Source organism: Streptomyces albiaxialis (assembly GCF_039530985.1).
Taxonomy (GTDB): Bacteria; Actinomycetota; Actinomycetes; order Streptomycetales; family Streptomycetaceae; genus Streptomyces; species Streptomyces albiaxialis.
Genome location: NZ_BAAAPE010000013.1, coordinates 430,309 through 447,827, shown reverse-complemented (window position 1 = coordinate 447,827; position 17,519 = coordinate 430,309). Strand labels below are relative to the sequence as shown.

The following is a 17,519-nucleotide window of genomic DNA, read 5'->3' as shown; positions in this document are numbered from 1 at the left end:
GTCGGACGACGAGGGAAGAGGTTTCCGTTGCGCATATCCGATCTCGACGGTGCCGGTGCCGGGACGGCCGGCGCGTCCGCCGACGGCCGTCCCGCCAACCCGCTGCTGCGGTGCTCCCTGGAGGACCTGCGCAAGCGCACCAGCATGAAGTGGCGGGCCTACCCGCCCGACGTGCTGCCCCTGTGGGTGGCGGAAATGGACGTGCCCGTCGCCGAGCCGGTCGCCGACGCGGTGCGCGAGGCCCTGGCACTGGGCGACACCGGATATCCGGCGGGCACGGTCTACGCGGACGCCCTGGACGACTTCGCCGCCCGGCGCTGGGGATGGCGGATCCCCGCGGACCGTACGGCGATCGTGCCGGACGTGATGCTCGGCATCGTCGAGGTGCTCAGGCTGGTGACGGACCCGGGCGACGCGGTCGTCGTCAACTCGCCCGTCTACACGCCGTTCTACCAGTTCGTCTCCCATATGGACCGACGGGTGATCGAGGCGCCCCTGACGGCGGAGGGACGGCTGGACCACGCCACCCTGGACACCGCCTTCGCCCAGGCCACGTCGTCCGGGCGCCGTGCGGCCTTCCTGCTGTGCAGCCCCCACAACCCCACGGGAACGGTCCATACGGCCGAGGAACTGGCCGGTGCGGCCGCCCTGGCGAACGCGCACGGGGTACGGGTGGTCGCCGACGAGATCCACGCCCCCGTGGTGCTGCCGGGCGCGACCCATGTGCCGTTCCTCACCGTGCCCGGCGCGGAGCGGGCCTTCTCCCTGCTGTCCGCCTCCAAGGCGTGGAACCTGGCGGGCCTCAAGGCGGCCCTCGCCGTCGCGGGGCCCGAAGCGGCCGTGGACCTCGCGACGATGCCCGAGGAGGTCAGCCACGGCCCCAGCCACGTCGGCATCCTGGCCCACGCCGCCGCGCTGCGGCACGCGACCGGATGGCTCGACAGCCTGCTCGACGGCCTCGACGAGAACAGGCGGCTGCTCTCCCGGCTGCTGGAGGAACACCTGCCGGAGGTCCGCTACAGGCCGCAGGAGGGCACGATCCTCTCCTGGCTCGACTGCCGTGCCCTGGGCCTCGGCGACGACCCCGCGGCGGTCTTCCTGGAGCGCGGACGGGTGGCCCTGAACTCCGGACCGTCGTTCGGCACGGGCGGCGCGGGACACGTACGGCTGAATCTCGCGGCGTCCCCCGAGGTGCTGGAGGAGGCCGTGCGCCGGATGGCGTCGGCGGCCTGAGCCCCGCCCGGATGTCACATCAGGGGCCCTGCGCGCCCTCCCCACGACGAGAGGCCCGGCACCACGCGACGGTGCCGGGCCCCTCTTCTGCCATGCCGTATTTCCGTGCTGCCGTACCGGCGGTCGTGCCGGGACGGGTCAGGGCGGGTCAGCCGTGCGGACGCCGCTCAGCGGGTCAGCAGCGCTTGGACGAGACCGCCTGGTACGCCTGGGGCGAGCCCGAGGGACGCAGGGAGCCGGACGCCGAGGTGCAGTCGTCGACCGTCGCCGTGCCGACGGACCAGAACTCCTGCTGGGTCGTGGCCTTCCAGTCGCCCTTCCCGTGGGTCGTGTCGTCGGCGTAGTTGTAGACACCGAGCGAGACGTCGTACGGCTTCGCGTTGGTGTGGAAGCTGTCCCACACCCACAGGTAGCCGTAGTTCTCCTTGCACTTCTTCGAGTAGAACTGCTTCACGGACGCGATGGTCGTGCCGTTCCGCTTGATCAGCCCCTTCTGTCCGATCTCGACGGCGTCGTCGCAGACGCCCGCCGCCTTGGCCTTCGTGCTGACCGGGTTGCCCTCGGGCGAGGGCGCCGCCGACCTCTTGGTCTTCTCGGGCGCCGGGGCCGAGGGACCGCTCCCGGCGTAGGCCGCGCCGGCGGGCAGCAGGATCAGCGCGCCGGTCACGGCGGCGAGCGCACTCTTCGACAGTCGCGTGGAACGCATAAGGTTTTCCCCCACTTTCATGATGAATCTCAACGAGTCCTGATGAAAGGTCTATACGAGGTATGTGGTCGTTGCCCCGTATACCCAGTGAGACACGTGGGGGTGGCGCGGGGTTGTACGTCCGCTCCGGAGGAATCCGTCAACTGCCGTCCGGCGCACGGCTGATCGCCCTACGCGGCTTGCCGCAGATCGTCGAGCACCAGCTCACGTACGTCCTTCGGAGCGATGCCGAGCCGGTCGAACACGGCCCGGGTGATGCGGTCGTCGGAGCGCAGCAGCGCGAGCGTGAGGTGCTCCGGGCCGATCCGGCGGTCGTTGCGCGCGACGGCCTCGCGCAGCGTCAGCTCCAGCGCCTTCTTGGCCCGCGGCGAGAAGGGGATGTGCCCCTTGACGGCCCCCGCGCCGGTATCGTCCTCGCCGTCCCGGGAGCGGCGCCCGAAGACACCACGTGGACGGCGCCCCGGCTCGGGGTCGTCCAGGGGCCCGTGCAGTGCGCCGGGACCGAAATTCTCCTCCGCCTTGCGCGAGACCTCGTCCAGGTCGATCCCGAACGCCCGCAGGGCCTCCGCGTCCTCGGGGCCCAGCGCCCCGCTCCTGGCCGACACCACGCCCGCGACCGCGCCCCGGCACGAGGTGGCGGTGACCCCGAGCCGCGCGAGCGTGGCCACGCCCGGCTGCTCCGGGCGGCGGAGGGACGCCAGCAGCAGGTGCTCGGTGCCGATCCAGCCGTGCCGCAGATCTCGTGCCTCCTCCTGCGCGCGGCGGACGGTGTCCCGCGCCTCCTTGGTGAACCGCTCGAACATGGGCACCTACCTCCCTGTGCGCTTCGCGTGCTTCTTGTGCACGGCCTGCCTGCTCACTCCGAGTGCCGCGCCGATCTCGTCCCAGGACCAGCCCTGGCCCCGCGCGCTGTCCACCTGGAGCGCCTCCAGGTGCTCCGCCAGCCGCCGCAGGGCGGCCACTGCCTTGAGCCCCACCTGGGGATCACTGTTCAGCGCGGCCTCGGCCGTATCCACGGTTTCCTGTGCACCTGGTTCGACCATGTCTGTCAACCTAAGATGACAACGTTCGGATGTCAACCCTGGTTGACGAGACTTCCCCGAAAACGCGACTGGGGGCCGCCACCGGTCGGTGGCGGCCCCCAGGGGCGCATTCATGCTGCTCAGAACGTTTCTGCAGGACTGAGCAGTGGTGGGGCGGGTGGGACTCGAACCCACGGCCGACGGATTATGAGTCCGCTGCTCTAACCGGCTGAGCTACCGCCCCGAAACGGCGCACCGCGCACATCTGTGCGCGCCGTCTGCCGCAGCATAGCTGCTCATACGATCTGCCGCCCGTGCCGGGGGAGATCTACGCAGGTGAGGACCCCGATCAAGGGGTGATCGGTTCCCGCTCGGGCCCAACTTCCTTGCGGGGAGAGGAAGAACAGGAAAAAGGGCCCCTCGGAGGGGCCCTTTTGGGTGGTGCTCCCGCGACTGGATTCGAACCAGTAACCTGCCGGTTAACAGCCGGCTGCTCTGCCGATTGAGCTACACGGGACCGATCCGCCCGGACCCGCGCCCCGTCTCCGGGGGCGTTCCCTTGCGGCGAGGAATACATTAGCGCATGCCAGGGGGTGCTCCGAAATCGGTATTGCCGCCGCCACGGCGACTGCCACGGCGACGCACCCCGGGAGCCGAGAGAAGGGGTTGGCCATGCGGTACCGGCTCACGTTCGTGACAGGACTGGCCGTCGGGTATGTGCTGGGCACGCGAGCGGGGCGTGAGCGCTACGAGCAGCTCCGGAAGGGGGCGCGGAGGATCGCCGAGAACCCGGCCGTCCGCAACGTGGGCGAGGCCGCCGCGCTGACCGGCAGGAGGGCCGCCGCGAAGACGGCGGGCACGGTGGGCGAGAAGGTGGGCCACCGGCTGCCCGGCGCGGTGACCGACAGGTTCAGCTCGTCCGGCGGGCGGCGCACCGCACCCGCGAGGGGCCCGGCTGACGACGACTGGGGCCCCAGTAACACCTGACGGGTCGGAGCGCCGGGGCCTCGGCGTCCGGGGCAGGGTGTCCGGGACAGGGCTTCCGGGTCCGGCTAGGCCTTCGGCAGGCGGGCCCGGAAGCCCTCGTCCTTGCTCGTGCCCTTCTTGCCCCCGCTGAAGAGGTCCAGCAGGGGCGCGAGCAGGTCGCCGTACGACTTGAGGCGGGGCGGCAGGTCGGTGGTGAGGAAGACGAGGTCGTCGGCGGAGTTCGCCGCGTCCAGCTCTTCCCAGGTCACCGGGGTCGAGACGGTGGGGCGCTCCTTCGCGCGCAGGGTGTAGGGCGCCGCCGTCGTCTTCGCGGCCGAGTTCTGCGACCAGTCCACGAAGACCTTGCCGCCGCGCAGGTCCTTGGCCATCTTGCTGACCGCCAGGTCGGGCAGGCCGTCCTCCGCCTCGCGGGCCAGCTTCTTGGCGTACGCCGACACCTCCAGCGCGTCTCTGCGCTCGATGGGTGCGAGCAGATGGAGCCCCTTGGAGCCCGAGGTCTTGGGCAGCAGGGTCACGCCGTCCTCGGCGGTGCGGTCGCGCAGCCAGGTGGCGACCGTGCGGCAGTCCAGGATGTCGGCGCCCTCACCGGGGTCGAGGTCGAAGACGAGGCGGTCCGCCAGTCCCTGGTGGTCCACCTGCCACTGCGGGGTGTGCAGCTCCAGGGCCGCCAGATTGGCCGCCCAGACAAGGGAGGCTTTGTCCTGGAGGAAGACCTGGTGCATGGGCGTCTTGCTGGCGACGGTGATCTCGTGCACGGTCACCCACTCGGGCGTGCCGCGCGGGACGTGCTTGGTGAAGAACTTCTGGCCTTCCACGCCGTCCGGGTAGCGGAGGAAGGACAGGGGGCGTCCTTCGAGGTGGGGCAGGACGGTCTCCGCGATCGACGCGTAGTAGTGGATCGCCTCACCCTTGGTGAACCCCGTCGACGGATAGAGCACCTTGTCGAGGTTGCTGAGGGAGAGACGGTGGCCCTCGATCTCCGTGTGCGGCATACCCTGAGAGTCCCATAGAAGGGACAAAGTATGCGTTCCATCTGGAAAGGGTCCATTTCCTTCGGGCTGGTCTCGATCCCGATCAAGGTGGTCTCCGCCACTGAGAACCACAGCGTCTCCTTCCACCAGGTGCATACCGCCGACGGCGGCCGGGTCCGATACCGGAAGGTGTGCGAGCTGGACGGGGAGGAAGTCCCGCGCGAGGAGATCGGCAGGGGCTTCGAGACGGGCGACGGTACGACCGTACTGCTGTCGGACGCCGATATGGCAGCCCTGCCGCTGCCGACGGCGAAGACCGTGGAGATCCTCGGGTTCGTCCCGGAGGAGGACATCGACCCGATCCAGCTCGACCGCTCGTACTACCTGGCGGCCGACGGGAAGAGCGCGGACAAGCCGTACGTCCTGCTGCGCGAGGCGCTCACCCGGTCGGGCAAGGTGGCCGTCGCCAAGCTGGCCATGCGCGGCAGGGAGAGCCTGGGGATGCTCCGGGTGTACGAGGACACGCTGGCGCTGCACACGATGCTCTGGCCGGACGAGATCCGCTCGGTGAGCGGGGTCGCCCCCGAGGAACGTGTGACCGTACGGGACGCCGAGCTGGACCTCGCGGACACCCTGATGGAGACGCTGGGGGAGCTGGACTGGAACGAGCTGCACGACGAGTACCGGGCGGCCGTGGAGGAACTGGTCGCCGAGAAGGCCGCAGGCAAGGAGCCCAGCGCGTCCAGGGAGGGCACCGGGGCAGGGGAGGGGTCCGGCAAGCTCGTCGACCTCATGGCCGTCCTGGAGAAGAGCGTCAAGGAAGCGAAGGGGACCCGCGAGGAGGGCGAGGCGACGGTCCACGAGCTGTCGACCAGACGCTCCGCGAAGAAGACGGCAGGGAGCAAGAAGACCGCGTCGTCAGGGAAGAAGGCGGCCTCGGGGGGCGGTAAGGCGGCTTCCGGCAAGAAGACGGCCGCGAAGAAGTCCGCGTCGTCCTCGAAGTCCGCCTCGTCCAAGAAGACGGCGGCGAAGAAGACGGCCTCCTCCGGGGCAGCGGCCACCAAGAAGACCGCGGCCAAGAAGACGTCCTCCAAGAAGACGGCCGCGAAGAAGAGCACCGGCAGCACGCGGACGAAGAAGACCGCCTGAGGGGGGCGGGCGGGGACCGTGGCGCCGGGCTCCGGTCAGCCGTTCGCGGCCCCGGAGTCCGTCCCCGGGCGGCGGCCCTCCGGGAGGAAGAGGACCGAGTTCACGTAGCGGCGATGGGGCGCGAGGGAGCGCCGGAGCAGGCCGTGCTCCGCCACGTGCGCCGTCCGCTGCTGGTGCGCCTCCAGGTCGAAGTCGTTCAGGGGCAGCCAGTCGTGGGCGGGCAGCACCCAGCCCGTGTAGCCCAGCGAGGAGAGCAGCGACAGCACCGGCGCGAGCGGCTGGATGCGCAGCTCCAGTTCGATGAAGAGCGCCGGCTGTTCACGCTTGACGGTGGTCTCCGCGCCGTGCAGGACCGCGAGTTCGCTGCCGTCTACGTCGATCTTCAGCAGGGTCACGTCCGTGAGACCCAGCTCGTCCAGGGGCAGGCACGGCACGTCGAGCGCCGTGTCGTGGACCTCGCGCCGTACGAGCGAGGAGACGCCCCGGTCGCCCCGGCCGTCCGGGGGCAGCCACAGGGTGGCGCGGCCCGAACGGTCGCTCGCGGCGGCCTGGAGGACCTCCGCGTTCGGCGGCGCGGCGGCACGCAGGTGACGGACCAGATGGGGGACGGGCTCGATGGTGACCACGCGGTCGGCCCGCCGGGCGAGACGGCGCGTCCACGGCCCGTACCAGCCGCCGATGTCGACGGCCGTGCCCCCGCGCGGGCAGAAGTCCGCGAGGCGGCGCAGTTCGGGCTCGAAGCGCGGATAGAGCAGGTCCGTCGCACGGGTCAGCAGGGCCCCGGGGAGATGCGGGCCGAGTCGGGAAGCGAGGGTCATGAGGGGTGGTCCTCCGGGGCGTCCGGTGCGTCGGGCCCGTCGACGCGCTTGAGGAACTGGGCGTGCTCCTCGTCCCCGACCGGCTCGCCGGAGGACGGGAGGAGCTGCGGGATCCCGTCCACGATGGGGTAGCGGCGGCGCAGGCGGGGGTTGTAGAGCGCCTCTTCGGGCTGGAGCAGGGTGAGCGGGCCCTTGTCGAGGGGACAGGCAAGGATCTTGAGGAGGGGATCGTCAGCGGACATGCGGGGCATGGTCAGTGCCTTTCTCGGGCTGGACTGGTGGCAGGGTCGCGGAGAGCGGGCGGCCGGCGGGCGGGAGAGCCGGAGGTTCGTGCGGCGCGGCCTTCTCGGGGCGCTTCGGCTCCTCGCCGGGGGCGGTGGCCCCGGCCTTCCCCTCCCGGGCGCTCTGCCGCTGTTTCCCGGCCTTGAGAGGGTCGTGCGGGTCCTCGGGGCCCGGATCCGGCCCCGGCGGGTCGGGCTCATCCCCCGAACCGGAGTCGGATTCGGGCCCGGAGTCGGATTCGGGCGCGGGCCCTGAACCGGAGTCGGACTCGGGCTCGGACTCGGACTCGGACTCGGACTCAGGCTCGGGCCCGGATGCTGACGCGGGTGCTTCGTGAGCCCCCGTGGCACCTTCGCCGCCGACGCCGCTGTCCCGGCCGCTGTCCTCACCCTCGGCCATCGCCCGTTCCGCCGCCGGAAGTTCGGGCTTCGGTACGTCCTGTGGCCCGCCCTCCCCGTTCGGCGCCGCCTCCGGCTCGTGGCGGGGCAGGGTCACCAGGACGGAGATCGCGAGCGCCGCGCCGCCGAGCCGCAGGCCGAGCCGGAGGGGCTCGGAGGGGAGCGGTTCGTCGAAGGCGACGGTGCCGCTGATCGTGGCGTAGAGGAAGTTGACGGTGGTGCACACCGGGACGATCAGGGAGGCGCGGCAGCGCTGGAGCGCCGTCTGCGACAGGACGAGACCCGTCGAACCGGTGAACAGAAGGATGTACGGATACGGAGAGGTCAGCAGGGCCCGGACGGTGCCGCCGATGTCGGCGAAGTCCAGCAGTCCGGCCACGCCCTTGATGGCGAGAGAGCTGACCCCGTAGAGGAACCCGACGGCGACGCCGTACGGGACGCCCGCTGTCGGCAGACGGTGCCGCCTTTTGGAACGGCGCTCGGCGGAAAGGAACAGCCCTACGCCCAGGGCGAGCGAGGGCAGGCAGATCATGAGCAGGACGGGTACGGGCGCGATCCTGCTGATCGTCTCCTTGCTGTTGTGCAGGGAGAACACGATCATCACCAGGGCACCCAGGATCGCCGCCATGCCCTGTCGTTCCCGGCCGCTCGCCCGCTCGCCCAGGAAGAACGTCGACAGGAGGAGCAGCATCACCAGGCCGGTGACGAAGAGTCCCTGCGCGGCGACCAGAGGGAGCGTCCGGTAGACCGCGAGCTGCGCGGCGAACCCCAGCAGCAGGGAACCGGCGCCGACGATCCACAGGGGGCTGCGCAGCAGGTGCAGCACCAGCCGCGCGGGACGTCCCGCGGACAGGGGCGGCAGGGAGGACAGCGCCCGCTTCTCGATGACGAAGCCCGCGCTGAAGAGCAGATTGGCGACCAGGGCCGCCGCGACGCCCCACAGCATCAGGAGGCGCCCTCCGCGGGGGCCGGTCGGCGTACGGCTCTCGCATGGACGAGCAGGATGGAGGCCAGGGAGGGCGTGTGGCACGCGGCCCTGTCCAACGGCCGGAAGGGACGGGGCACGTCGTGGTACGGGGCGCCGGTGATACGGACGACCTCGAACCCGGCGGCAGGGAGCATCGAGCGCAGCGCCCGCGCCGTGAACAGCCGCAGGTGGCCGACCACCTGGGAGCCGGGACGGCCGTGGATGCCGCGCAGGGACACCTCGGAGAAGACGGGCTGCGTGCCGAACAGGAGCAGCGCCCTGTTGTACCAGGCGGCCAGGTTCGGCGTGGACAGCAGCAGATGGCCGCCGGGGCGGAGCACGCGGTGCAGTTCGTCCAGTGCCGCGTCCGGGTCCACCAGGTGCTCGATCACCTCGGAGAAGAGGACCGCGTCGGCCGAGCCCGTACGGAACGGCAGCCCCGGCTCGGACAGTTCGCCACGCACCGCCGTCAGATGGTCGGAGGCGCGCCGCAGCGCGTCCTGGGACCAGTCGACGCCCACGATGCGGTGACGGTGGAGCGTACGGGACGCGGTGGCCGCCGCCGTGCCGTCGCCGCAGCCGATGTCCAGGATGGTGCCGGGCGTGCTGCCCAGGGCCCGCGCGAGGATCGCCGCCTGGCGGCGCGACCTGTCGGGCCCCGAGGCGACGGGCGTCTGCGGGTCCTCGTAGAGCTGCTGGAGGCTGCTGGGGCGGGCTCCGGCGTCCGCACCGGCGCCGGTCCCGGTTCCGGCATCGGTCGGGGTCCCGGCCTGGGACGAGTCGTTCGTCGCCGTTCCGGTCATCGGCCCTCTCCCTCCTGGTCTTCCGGTATGTACGCCGTGGAGTCCAGGGCGCGCGCGAAGAGCGCCCCCAGACGGTTGCCCGCGGCGTCGTCGAGGCGGGCGTGCGACCAGCGCAGCGCGAGCTGCAGCCGCCCGCCCGTGGAGACCGTGGTCACCGACAGGCCGCGCGGCATCCGCCCGGGGGCGGAGAACCAGACGGCCTCGGCGCGGCCCGCGTCCCCGAAGTCGAGGGGGTAGGGGATGCGTCCGATGTTGGACAGCAGCGTGCTGGAGGCCCAGGGCCCCGCGGCGTTGCGGAGGGTGCGGATGCCCGCCGCGCGGAGCCCGATGGGCAGCACCGGCGCCGTCAGCAGGTCGCCGCTGAAGCCGAGCTGGGGCCTGTCGGCCGCCTTGAGGGCACGCGTACGGGCCGAGGTCACGCGGAGCATGCGCGTGATGGCCGCGCGGTCCGGTGCGCCGGGCGCGGTCAGCGTGTCGTGCAGCTCGCGCTCCTCCGCGCCGAACGTGACCTCCACCAGGCGCGTCCCGTTCCCGATGGGCATCTCCATGGTGCGCGGACGGTCGTCGACGGGCATGGTGATGCGGACCGGCCGCTGGGGCTGCTCGTGCAGCCGGTTCCAGCGGGCGACCATGATCCAAGTGGCGACCAGGAGCTGGTCGTTGACCGTGTACGCGCTCGGCTTCCCGGGCTCGCGCGGCGGCCGTGCGGGGACCGGCAGGTCAGCGATGAGCATGCCGTTGCCCGGCGCTCCCGGGTGCAGCGTGTCAGCGGCGACCCGCGCGGGGCGCGTCCAGTGGGACGTCGACGGCTCGGGATCCGCGTGCCCGCCCTCCGTGCCGTCGGCGCGGGCGGGCTTCCGTACGGGCGGCGGCGCGGGCGAGTTGTCCGCGCCGCCGTACAGTTCGGCCGCCGTGGCGACCACGCGCAGACAGGCGGGCCCGTCGAGCGCCGTGTGGTTGATGGTGACCAGCAGCACCCACCGGCCGTCGTGCTCGATGACCTCCGCGCGGAACGGCGGTGAGGCGTCCAGGGACGGGCAGTCCGCGATGGCGCGCCGCCGCGCCTCCTCCAGGGTGCCGCCCGGATACGAGACGGGGTCGCGGTCCGGCTCGCTGGTGAGCACCCACTCGTACCGGGCGCGCCACCAGCGGGTGGGCGCCTCGCGCATCAGGATGCGCGGATGGCGCCGCATCGCCTCGGCGAACGCGGCGCGCAGCCGGTCGGGTTCGGGACGGGACGGCAGGTGGATCTCCACGTGCACCGTCTCCGGCTCGTCGTCCGTGAGGCAGTGCCGGGTGATCTCGTCGACCGTCGGGAAGGGGATGCGCCGTTCGGGACCGCGCGGGGCCGGGGCGGCGGGGGCGGGGCGCGGGGCGTCGTGCCCGTCCCCGCCCGTTCCGCCGCCGTGCGCGCCGTCGCCCGGCACGCCGGACAGGCCGCCGTTCCCGGGGTCCGGTGTCTCCGGCTCTCCGGCGGCTCTGTCCCCGATGCCTCGGTGCGGTGCCGTCATGGAGTGGGTTCCTCCCCCTGGTCCGGCGAGTAGTTCGCGTCGTCCGGCTCGTCCCCGCCGCCGGGCTTGGTCAGGTCCGGGCGGCCCGGCGGCGGGCTGACCTGCCCGAGCCGGGTCGTCGTCGGATCGTCACCGGCCGCGCCGGGCGCTCCCGCCCCCGGAGGGGCCGTGGGCGGCGTCTGAGGCGGCGTGGGCGGCCCGGCCGGGGGTCCGGCGGGAGGCGGCGGCGCGGGCGCCTGTACGGGCGTCTGAGGCGGCACGGGCGGCTGCGGCATCTCCGGCCCGCCGAACTCCGGCGGACGCGGCCCGAAGACCGGCGTCGTCGGCGCGGGGTGGGCCACCAGGTCCGGCGCGGGCTCGCGGTCCCGCCACGGCAGTGTCACCAGTGCCGCGGCCAGTGCCAGCAGCGCCAGCGCCTGCGCGACGTGCCCGAAGGCGCCCTTGCCCTCGTCGATGGCCGTACCGGCGCCGACCGCGGCGAGGACCCCGGCGCCCACCATGGCCACCAGTGCCACCGGCACCAGCACCCAGGGCTTGAACCGGGCCAGCACCGCGAGCGCGGGCACGATCAGCGCGTACGGGCCCGCCACCAGCGCGACGACGAGGGTGAGCACGACGGTGCCGAGCACCAGGCCGGTCGGCGGCACGTCGGTGTCGTCGTCGCCCAGGGGCCTGCCGCCGCGCATCTTGACGAACGCCAGGCCGAGCAGGGCCAGGATCCCGGCGCCGCCGGCGAACAGCCCGCCCTCGTACAGGCCCGAGGGCTCGTACTCCAGCTTGACGGTGCCCGTCTCGCCCGCCGGGACGAGGAAGCCCTGCTGCCAGCCGTCCAGACGGAGCGAGGTCAGCTCCTTGCCGTTGAGGGTGGCCTTCCAGCCCTCGTTGGCGTTCTCGTGCGTCTGGAGGTACGAGGCGGGGCCGTCACCGACCTCGACGGTGCGCTCGTCGCCCTTCCAGTCGTGCGTGGTGACGGAACGCTCGTCGGCGGCCGCCGCCTGGCCGGCGCCGGTGCCCGAGGTGGAGTCGTCCGTGGCCGTGCCGCTGTCGCCACGGCCGAGCGTCACGTCGGTGAGCGCCAGGGGACCGGTGTCACCGGCCTCGACCGTGTGGGTGCCCGCGTCCAGCTCCAGGCTGCCCTTCCGTGCCTCGCCCGCGCACAGTTCGACGTCGATGGGGCGCCGCTGCGTCAGGTCGCGGACCTTGCCCTCGGCCTTGGTGGCGTGGAGCGTGCCGTCGACGGCGAGCATCGGGCCCTTGCCGCAGGGAAGCTCGAACTTGTCGTTCGGGTCGGGCGCGAGCACCCGATACTCCTCCAGCGCCGGAACGTAGACCTCGCTGAGGCCCACGGGGAGCTGGAGGTTCCGGTCGGCGATCGGGTTGTGCACGGTGAGGGACTTCGTCTTGGTGACCGTGATGGTCATCCGGTCCGTCTCGATGCCCTCGAACCTGGCCTGCCCGTTCTTGTCCACGGCAGCCGTGGTCGCGCCGTCCGGAGAGGTGATCCGGACCTCCTGGGCCGCCGCCGAGATGCCTCCGGCCGCGGCGAGGACGATCTCGTCGACCTCCTTCTTCTCCGGCCAGCGCAGCCGGATCGTCGGCTTGTCCCCGGCGATCCACGCGGTGGACAGGTTGCCGTCCACCAGGTTGCGCCCGCCGAGCGAACGGCCCGTCTTGGCGGTGGAGTCGACGGTGGCCCTCACCCTGTCGCGGGATCCGGGGGCCGCCTCGTCCAGCAGCTCGTCCAGCTCCTCACTGGGCACCGGAAGGGCACGCGCCCGGACGTCGTACTCGCTCGACTCCTGCGTCGTGAACTGGCGGTGCAGCCCGACCTCGGCCGAGACCGGCGAGAGGCCGCCCGGGTCGTCGCCGCGGTGGAGCGAGATCAGCTCGCTGTCCGAGGCGCCCCGCTGCGCGTCGGTGGGCAGCTTGAGCAGCCGCGTCACCTGCGTGTCCGGGAGGGAGATCTCGGAGAAGCCCGCACCGGACAGACCGGGGCGGGGGTTCTCCGAGGCGACGATGGTGACCTTCAGCCAGCGGGCCGCGCCCTTGGGCGCCGCGACCTGCTGCCGCTTGCCCGTCGTCTGGAGGGCACTGGTCTTGCTGCCGTGGTTCGTCTCGATCCGTACGCGTGTGGGCGCGGCACGGGTCTGGTCGGCGGGAAGAGGCGTGACGTTCAGGGTGGACGGGATGTCGACCGTCCCCTTGAAGTCGGCACGGACCCACTGTCCGACCGGGTCGCCCGCCGAACCCTCCGCCCAGGCGGTGTCGGGGTTGCCGTCGAAGGCGCCCACGGGGTCGAACTGGGGCAGATGGAAGAGCCAGTTGCCGCTGCTGGAGGCCGTCACGGACTTGGCGCCGCGCAGCACGGACACCGTCTGATGCCCCTTGCCCTCGGTGGGCAGGATCTGCTTCGGCTTCTTCCCGGGGTCCTGGAGGCTGTCCGGATGGTTCTTCTCGTTCGCGGTGTACGTGTACGAGGTGTTGGTGTTGACCAGGCCGAAACGGGTGTCCGCGCGGCGCAGTCCGTCCGCGTTGACCTGGAGGTCCGGCTTGGCGACCCCGGGGTGGTTGTCACCGGTCAGGACGGTCGGACGGCCCTTGAGACGGTCGTCGCCGGAGAGGGGCAGCAGGGACTCGGGCCCGCCGCTGACCTGGGCGGTCTTCGACACGGGGTGCAGGGCGACGTCCTTGGGACGTTCCGTCTTGACGGGCTCGTAGATGTCGACAGCCCGCTGGCGCGGGTAGAAGCCGGCCACCTGGAGCGGCGTGTTGGAGGGGATACGGCCGCCCGTCAGCTCCGGGCCGAAGGACTTGACCTTCTTGTAGCCGGACGCCTCCAGCGTCTGCTTGACCGTCTGGGGCGGCACATAGCCCATCTGGTCGGGGTCGAGGTCGTTGCGGACCACCACGTCGTACAGGCCCGCGCGGGCCAGGAAGTCGGCCAGGCCCGGCACCTCGCCGCCGCTCATCAGGGCCTGCTCGACCGCGTCGGTGGCCCTGCGGTTGCCGGGCGTGCCGAACGGCACGTAGTCGCGCTGCGCCCAGGGCGACTTGGCGAGCACGTCCAGGGGCTGGTCGATGGGGGAGCCCCAGGTGTAGACGCCGTGCGCCGTCGCGGGCGTCACATAGGCCCGCGTGTGGGGCGAGTGCTTCTCCAGCCAGTCGGCCGTCTGCTCCCAGTGCTTGGGCAGCTTCTTGAAGGCACCGGCCTGGAGGATGTCACCGTTCGCGTAGGGCAGGAACAGTCCCGGCAGGACGGCCAGCACCGCCACCCACAGGAGGGCGCGCCGTCCGGGCAGCGGTCGGGTGCCTCTCGTGCTGAGTGCGACCCCTGTCAGATGGGCGAGCCCGAGGACGAGGGCGAGGGCGAGTCCGGGCTGGAACTTGTAGATGTTCCGGAAGGGCCGCAGCCAGCCGTCCAGCCAGCCCTGGATGTCGCCGGAGAACGGTGCGCCCAGGGCGCCGCCGTACCCCGCCAGCATGATGCCGGTGACGGTGACGACGGTCAGCACGAGCCAGCGCCGCTCGGGCAGGTCGCGTCGGGCGAGCCCGGCCAGGCCCAGCGCGGCGGCGAAGGCGCCGCCCAGGATCGCGAGCCAGCTCGCGGCGACCGTCCAGCCGGCGGGCAGCCAGGGGTCGCCGAAGTTCAGGTAGGCCGTCCAGTTGCCGCTGCCGCGCAGCATCTCCGTGGCCGACATGGTGCCCGTGGTCGTCTGGGCGTTCTCGACGTACGGCATGAAGTCCTCGCCGTACGCGCCGAGCAGGAGGAGCGGCACCCACCACCAGATGGTCGCGAGAATGACGCCGGGCAGCCACCAGGCGAGCAGGGTCTTGCGCCTGCGGCCCGTACGGCTGGCGACGTAGAGCAGCGCGGGCAGCAGCGCGGCGAGGGTGGAGGCCGCGTTGACGCCGCCCATGAACGGGATGGCCAGCGCCGAACGGGCCGCGGCCACTCGGGGCGAGACCGCGACGGAGGCCAGCGGGAGGAGCACCCACGGCAGCACGGCGCCGGGCAGCGCGGCGGCGGAGGTCGAGCCGACGACGATGGTGTACGTCGGCCACAGGGCGTACACCGCGGCGCCGAACAGCCGGGTCTGGGACGTGCCCACACCGAACCGCTCGGCGAGCCGCAGAGCGCCCCAGAAGGCGGCGGCGATGATGAGCGACATCCACAGCCGCTCCGCCAGCCAGGTGGGTATCTGGAGCAGGTCCGTCAGGCCGTAGTACGGCAGCGACGGGAAGAGATAGCCGACGTACTGGTCGGCGATCCCGCCGAAGCCGCCCCTGTCGTGCCAGAGCTGGCCCAGGTCGCCCAGGAACTGCCAGGGGTCGGTGGCGACCCCCAGCTTGGTCTCGAACGTCATCTTCCCCGGCGACTTGGCCAGGAAGGCGACGAGGACGACCGCCCAGAAGCCGAACAGCCAGCGTCGGCTCCGCGGCCGCTCCGGAGGGGGAGCGGGCTCGGGGGTGGGAGCCGGGGCCTGGGGAGGCGCCTGGACGGTCGTGGTCATGAGGGACACCGCCGGAGGATGAGAAGGAGGTTCCATGTGGCGAATTCCCGCAGGCCCGGTACGCGGGTGATGGCACCGGCGAGGAAGGGCCAGTAGCGGGAACGGGCCGAGACGATCCGTACGTCGTCGCGTGAGCGGACGTGCCGGAGGGTGGGCCCGACGTGCACGGCGAAGAGGTTCTCGCCCAGGGTGTGCTTGGCCGCGCGGCCGGTGCGCCGCTCATAGCGGGCGCGGGCGCGCTCGGCACCGAGATAGTGCCAGGGAGCGGTCTCGTGACCGCCCCAGGGGGAGTACCAGTTGGTGAAGGACACGTAGATGAGCCCGCCCGGGCGCGTCACGCGCACCATCTCGGACAGGAACGTCTGCGGGTCGGATACGTGCTCCAGCACGTTGGACGAGAAGGTCACGTCCGCCGTGCCGTCGGCGAGGGGCAGCAGATAGCCGTCCGCCACCACCGCTCCCTCGGGTTTCCGCCCGTGCCCGTACAGCTCGCCCGGGTCCGGTTCGAACAGGAACGACTGCGCGCCCCTGCGGCGGAACTCCTCGGTGAAGTGCCCGCTGCCGCCGCCGATGTCGACGACGGTCGCGCCCTTCAGCGGGACGTGTTTCTCGACCTGCTGCGCGGCATCGCGCGCGAGCAGGCCGTAGCAGTACTCCGGATCGGCCTGCTCCTGCATGAAGGCGCGGAAGAGAGCGACGGATCTTCGGATAGAGGGGTCCCGCACGGTCGTATCACCGCCCAACGGAGATCGGTTGGGGGGAAGCGTGGGGGGACGCCTTGGCCGACGCGGCACGAGCGTACGCCTCGGCGGCGACGGCACGGAAGCTCCGTACCGTGTTCGCCCAGCGGTAGCGTGCCGCCCTGCGCTCGGCGGCGCGGCCCAGGGCCTCGCGGCGCTCGGCGGACAGGGCGAGCGCGCACCAGTGCGCGGCGAAGGAGCTCTCGCCCCGGGCGAGCAGGCCCGTGGCCCCGTCCTCGACGGAATCGCGCAGCCCGGGGATGTCGAAGCCGATCGCGGGCGTGCCCCGCGCGGCGGCCTCGGTCACGACCAGGCCCCAGCCCTCCACGAGCGAGGGGTGGAGCAGCATCCACGCCTGGCACAGGAGCTGGTGCTTCTCGCCCTCGCTGATGTGCCCCGTGAAGGTCACGTCGGGGCCCGCCATGGCCTCCAGGCGGCCTCTCTCGGGCCCGTCGCCCACGATGACCAGGCGGCCGCCCGTGACGGGCCTGACGCGCTCCCAGAGCCGCAGGAGCAGGTCGATGCGCTTGTACTCGACGAGCCTGCCCATGGCGAGGAACAGCGGCTCGGACGACTTGGGGTGCAGCGGGCCCGGGTCCTCGACGCCGTTGTGGACGATGCGTATCTCGTCCGAGGGGACGCCGAGCTGGGTGAGCGCCTCGGCGGTGGACCCGGAGACGGCGACCTTCAGGTTGTCACGGTGGTTGCGGGCCAGCGCCCAGTGCTCCAACTGGCGCCCCAGACGGGCGGCGGGGGCCGGGTAGCGCATTCCCCACAGGTCGGTGTGCACATGGTTGACGAAGCAGAGCGTCGGCCCGCGGTGCCACAGCGGCGCCAGGTACGGCATGCCGTTGCAGACCTCGACCAGCAGGTCGCAGTCGCCGATCTGGCGGGCGAAGGCCTTGCGGGCACGCAGGAAGTGGCCCGCGTCGCTCCCTGCGGAGACGACACGGTAGTCGCGGTAGGCGGCGGGGCCGCCGCACAGGAGGGTGACCTGATGGCCGTGTGCGGTGAGCCCCTCGGCTATCCGGTCGATGAGCAGCTCGGAGCCGCCTGCGGCCGGATTGCCGAGATCACGCCGTGCCAGGAACACGATGCGGCGCGGGGACCCTGGATCGGTCGCACGCTGCCTGCGGTGGGGCGCGCCGGTGGGGACGGACGCGACGGGCGCGGAGGCGGCGTGGGGGCCGTGTGGGGGGACCAGGGAGTGTCGTACGTGCTGGGGCATGCGTGCTCCAACTCGTTCTCAGGGTGCGGTAGGGACCAGTCCTTGCGTGCGCGGTGCGGGGGCTGTGCGCAGGGGGTGTGCGGGGGCGGTGCACGTTGGATGGCTCAGTGTTCGTCGCGCCGTTCGTGAGTGGCTACTCACCGGGGTGACAATTTTGGCGCTGAATCGGACTGATACTTCATCACTTCGCGCT

The 17,519-nt window shown here is 72.1% G+C and carries 15 protein-coding genes and 2 tRNA genes; 3 read left to right on the top strand and 14 right to left on the bottom strand.

Annotated elements, in window-relative coordinates:
* Positions 1-144: 144 nt before the first annotated feature.
* Positions 145-1,233 (top strand): MalY/PatB family protein, encoded by a 1,089-nt coding sequence (locus tag ABD343_RS25655; protein ID WP_344532242.1) that lies wholly within the window; start codon positions 145-147, stop codon positions 1,231-1,233.
* 175 nt (positions 1,234-1,408) lie between these two features.
* Here the strand turns inward: ABD343_RS25655 and ABD343_RS25650 are convergent, their stop codons facing one another.
* The 5 genes from ABD343_RS25650 to ABD343_RS25630 all read right to left on the bottom strand — a co-directional run bounded on the left by ABD343_RS25650 (position 1,409) and on the right by ABD343_RS25630 (position 3,478).
* The gene (locus ABD343_RS25650; RefSeq protein ID WP_344531686.1) at positions 1,409-1,939 is read right to left on the bottom strand and encodes a hypothetical protein; all 531 of its coding nucleotides are present in this window, start codon (positions 1,937-1,939) and stop codon (positions 1,409-1,411) included.
* Positions 1,940-2,109: 170 nt separating this feature from the next.
* On the bottom strand, positions 2,110-2,742 hold the full coding sequence (locus ABD343_RS25645; RefSeq protein WP_344531685.1) for a Clp protease N-terminal domain-containing protein: 633 nt from the start codon (positions 2,740-2,742) through the stop codon (positions 2,110-2,112).
* 6 nt (positions 2,743-2,748) lie between these two features.
* On the bottom strand, positions 2,749-2,982 hold the full coding sequence (locus tag ABD343_RS25640; protein WP_344531684.1) for a hypothetical protein: 234 nt from the start codon (positions 2,980-2,982) through the stop codon (positions 2,749-2,751).
* A gap of 146 nt (positions 2,983-3,128) precedes the next feature.
* Positions 3,129-3,205: transfer RNA gene (locus tag ABD343_RS25635), tRNA-Ile, on the bottom strand.
* Positions 3,206-3,405: 200 nt separating this feature from the next.
* Positions 3,406-3,478, bottom strand: a tRNA-Asn gene (locus ABD343_RS25630).
* Between the two features lie 155 nt (positions 3,479-3,633).
* Between ABD343_RS25630 and ABD343_RS25625 the strand changes: the two genes are divergently transcribed.
* Positions 3,634-3,948 (top strand): YtxH domain-containing protein, encoded by a 315-nt coding sequence (locus ABD343_RS25625; RefSeq protein ID WP_344531683.1) that lies wholly within the window; start codon positions 3,634-3,636, stop codon positions 3,946-3,948.
* Between the two features lie 65 nt (positions 3,949-4,013).
* Here ABD343_RS25625 and ligD read toward each other — a convergent pair whose 3' ends face one another.
* The gene (ligD, locus tag ABD343_RS25620) at positions 4,014-4,940 is read right to left on the bottom strand and encodes a non-homologous end-joining DNA ligase (RefSeq protein ID WP_344531682.1); all 927 of its coding nucleotides are present in this window, start codon (positions 4,938-4,940) and stop codon (positions 4,014-4,016) included.
* 30 nt (positions 4,941-4,970) lie between these two features.
* Between ligD and ku the strand changes: the two genes are divergently transcribed.
* Positions 4,971-6,068 carry a non-homologous end joining protein Ku gene (gene ku, locus ABD343_RS25615; protein ID WP_344531681.1) on the top strand — a complete coding sequence of 366 codons (1,098 nt, stop codon included), beginning with the start codon at positions 4,971-4,973 and terminating at the stop codon, positions 6,066-6,068.
* 35 nt (positions 6,069-6,103) lie between these two features.
* Here the strand turns inward: ku and ABD343_RS25610 are convergent, their stop codons facing one another.
* From ABD343_RS25610 to ABD343_RS25575, 8 genes are read right to left on the bottom strand one after another with little or no spacing between them, the layout of a single operon-like run.
* Positions 6,104-6,886, bottom strand: coding sequence for an FkbM family methyltransferase (locus ABD343_RS25610; protein ID WP_344531680.1), 783 nt, complete (start codon positions 6,884-6,886; stop codon positions 6,104-6,106).
* A complete protein-coding gene (locus tag ABD343_RS25605) occupies positions 6,883-7,128 on the bottom strand; it encodes a Trm112 family protein (protein WP_344531679.1) in 246 nt (81 codons plus the stop codon). The genes ABD343_RS25610 and ABD343_RS25605 overlap by 4 nt, the downstream gene beginning before the upstream one ends.
* On the bottom strand, positions 7,118-8,512 hold the full coding sequence (locus ABD343_RS41030) for a DMT family transporter (RefSeq protein WP_425578268.1): 1,395 nt from the start codon (positions 8,510-8,512) through the stop codon (positions 7,118-7,120). The genes ABD343_RS25605 and ABD343_RS41030 overlap by 11 nt, the downstream gene beginning before the upstream one ends.
* A complete protein-coding gene (locus ABD343_RS25595) occupies positions 8,512-9,336 on the bottom strand; it encodes a class I SAM-dependent methyltransferase (RefSeq protein WP_344531678.1) in 825 nt (274 codons plus the stop codon). Before ABD343_RS25595 ends, ABD343_RS41030 begins: the two co-directional genes overlap by 1 nt.
* Positions 9,333-10,847, bottom strand: coding sequence for a condensation protein (locus ABD343_RS25590; protein WP_344531677.1), 1,515 nt, complete (start codon positions 10,845-10,847; stop codon positions 9,333-9,335). Before ABD343_RS25590 ends, ABD343_RS25595 begins: the two co-directional genes overlap by 4 nt.
* Positions 10,844-15,358: an alpha-(1->3)-arabinofuranosyltransferase domain-containing protein gene (locus ABD343_RS25585; RefSeq protein ID WP_344531676.1), complete on the bottom strand. Its 4,515-nt coding sequence runs from the start codon at positions 15,356-15,358 to the stop codon at positions 10,844-10,846. The genes ABD343_RS25590 and ABD343_RS25585 overlap by 4 nt, the downstream gene beginning before the upstream one ends.
* Positions 15,355-16,083: a class I SAM-dependent methyltransferase gene (locus tag ABD343_RS25580; protein ID WP_344531675.1), complete on the bottom strand. Its 729-nt coding sequence runs from the start codon at positions 16,081-16,083 to the stop codon at positions 15,355-15,357. Before ABD343_RS25580 ends, ABD343_RS25585 begins: the two co-directional genes overlap by 4 nt.
* A 7-nt stretch (positions 16,084-16,090) precedes the next feature.
* Complete coding sequence (locus ABD343_RS25575; RefSeq protein ID WP_344531674.1) at positions 16,091-17,326, bottom strand: glycosyltransferase family 4 protein; 1,236 nt, start codon at positions 17,324-17,326, stop codon at positions 16,091-16,093.
* Positions 17,327-17,519 lie beyond the last annotated feature (193 nt).

What these genes read in the sequence shown, in the direction of transcription:
- ABD343_RS25650 (WP_344531686.1), bottom strand. Translation starts at nt 1,939, where the DNA reads ATGCGTTCCACGCGACTGTCGAAGAGTGCGCTCGCCGCCGTGACCGGC.
- ABD343_RS25640 (WP_344531684.1), bottom strand. Translation starts at nt 2,982, where the DNA reads ATGGTCGAACCAGGTGCACAGGAAACCGTGGATACGGCCGAGGCCGCG.
- ABD343_RS25590 (WP_344531677.1), bottom strand. Translation starts at nt 10,847, where the DNA reads ATGACGGCACCGCACCGAGGCATCGGGGACAGAGCCGCCGGAGAGCCG.
- ABD343_RS25625 (WP_344531683.1), top strand. Translation starts at nt 3,634, where the DNA reads ATGCGGTACCGGCTCACGTTCGTGACAGGACTGGCCGTCGGGTATGTG.
- ABD343_RS41030 (WP_425578268.1), bottom strand. Translation starts at nt 8,512, where the DNA reads ATGCTGTGGGGCGTCGCGGCGGCCCTGGTCGCCAATCTGCTCTTCAGC.
- ABD343_RS25575 (WP_344531674.1), bottom strand. Translation starts at nt 17,326, where the DNA reads ATGCCCCAGCACGTACGACACTCCCTGGTCCCCCCACACGGCCCCCAC.
- ABD343_RS25585 (WP_344531676.1), bottom strand. Translation starts at nt 15,358, where the DNA reads ATGACCACGACCGTCCAGGCGCCTCCCCAGGCCCCGGCTCCCACCCCC.
- ku (WP_344531681.1), top strand. Translation starts at nt 4,971, where the DNA reads ATGCGTTCCATCTGGAAAGGGTCCATTTCCTTCGGGCTGGTCTCGATC.
- ABD343_RS25605 (WP_344531679.1), bottom strand. Translation starts at nt 7,128, where the DNA reads ATGTCCGCTGACGATCCCCTCCTCAAGATCCTTGCCTGTCCCCTCGAC.
- ABD343_RS25610 (WP_344531680.1), bottom strand. Translation starts at nt 6,886, where the DNA reads ATGACCCTCGCTTCCCGACTCGGCCCGCATCTCCCCGGGGCCCTGCTG.
- ABD343_RS25595 (WP_344531678.1), bottom strand. Translation starts at nt 9,336, where the DNA reads ATGACCGGAACGGCGACGAACGACTCGTCCCAGGCCGGGACCCCGACC.
- ligD (WP_344531682.1), bottom strand. Translation starts at nt 4,940, where the DNA reads ATGCCGCACACGGAGATCGAGGGCCACCGTCTCTCCCTCAGCAACCTC.
- ABD343_RS25645 (WP_344531685.1), bottom strand. Translation starts at nt 2,742, where the DNA reads ATGTTCGAGCGGTTCACCAAGGAGGCGCGGGACACCGTCCGCCGCGCG.
- ABD343_RS25655 (WP_344532242.1), top strand. Translation starts at nt 145, where the DNA reads ATGAAGTGGCGGGCCTACCCGCCCGACGTGCTGCCCCTGTGGGTGGCG.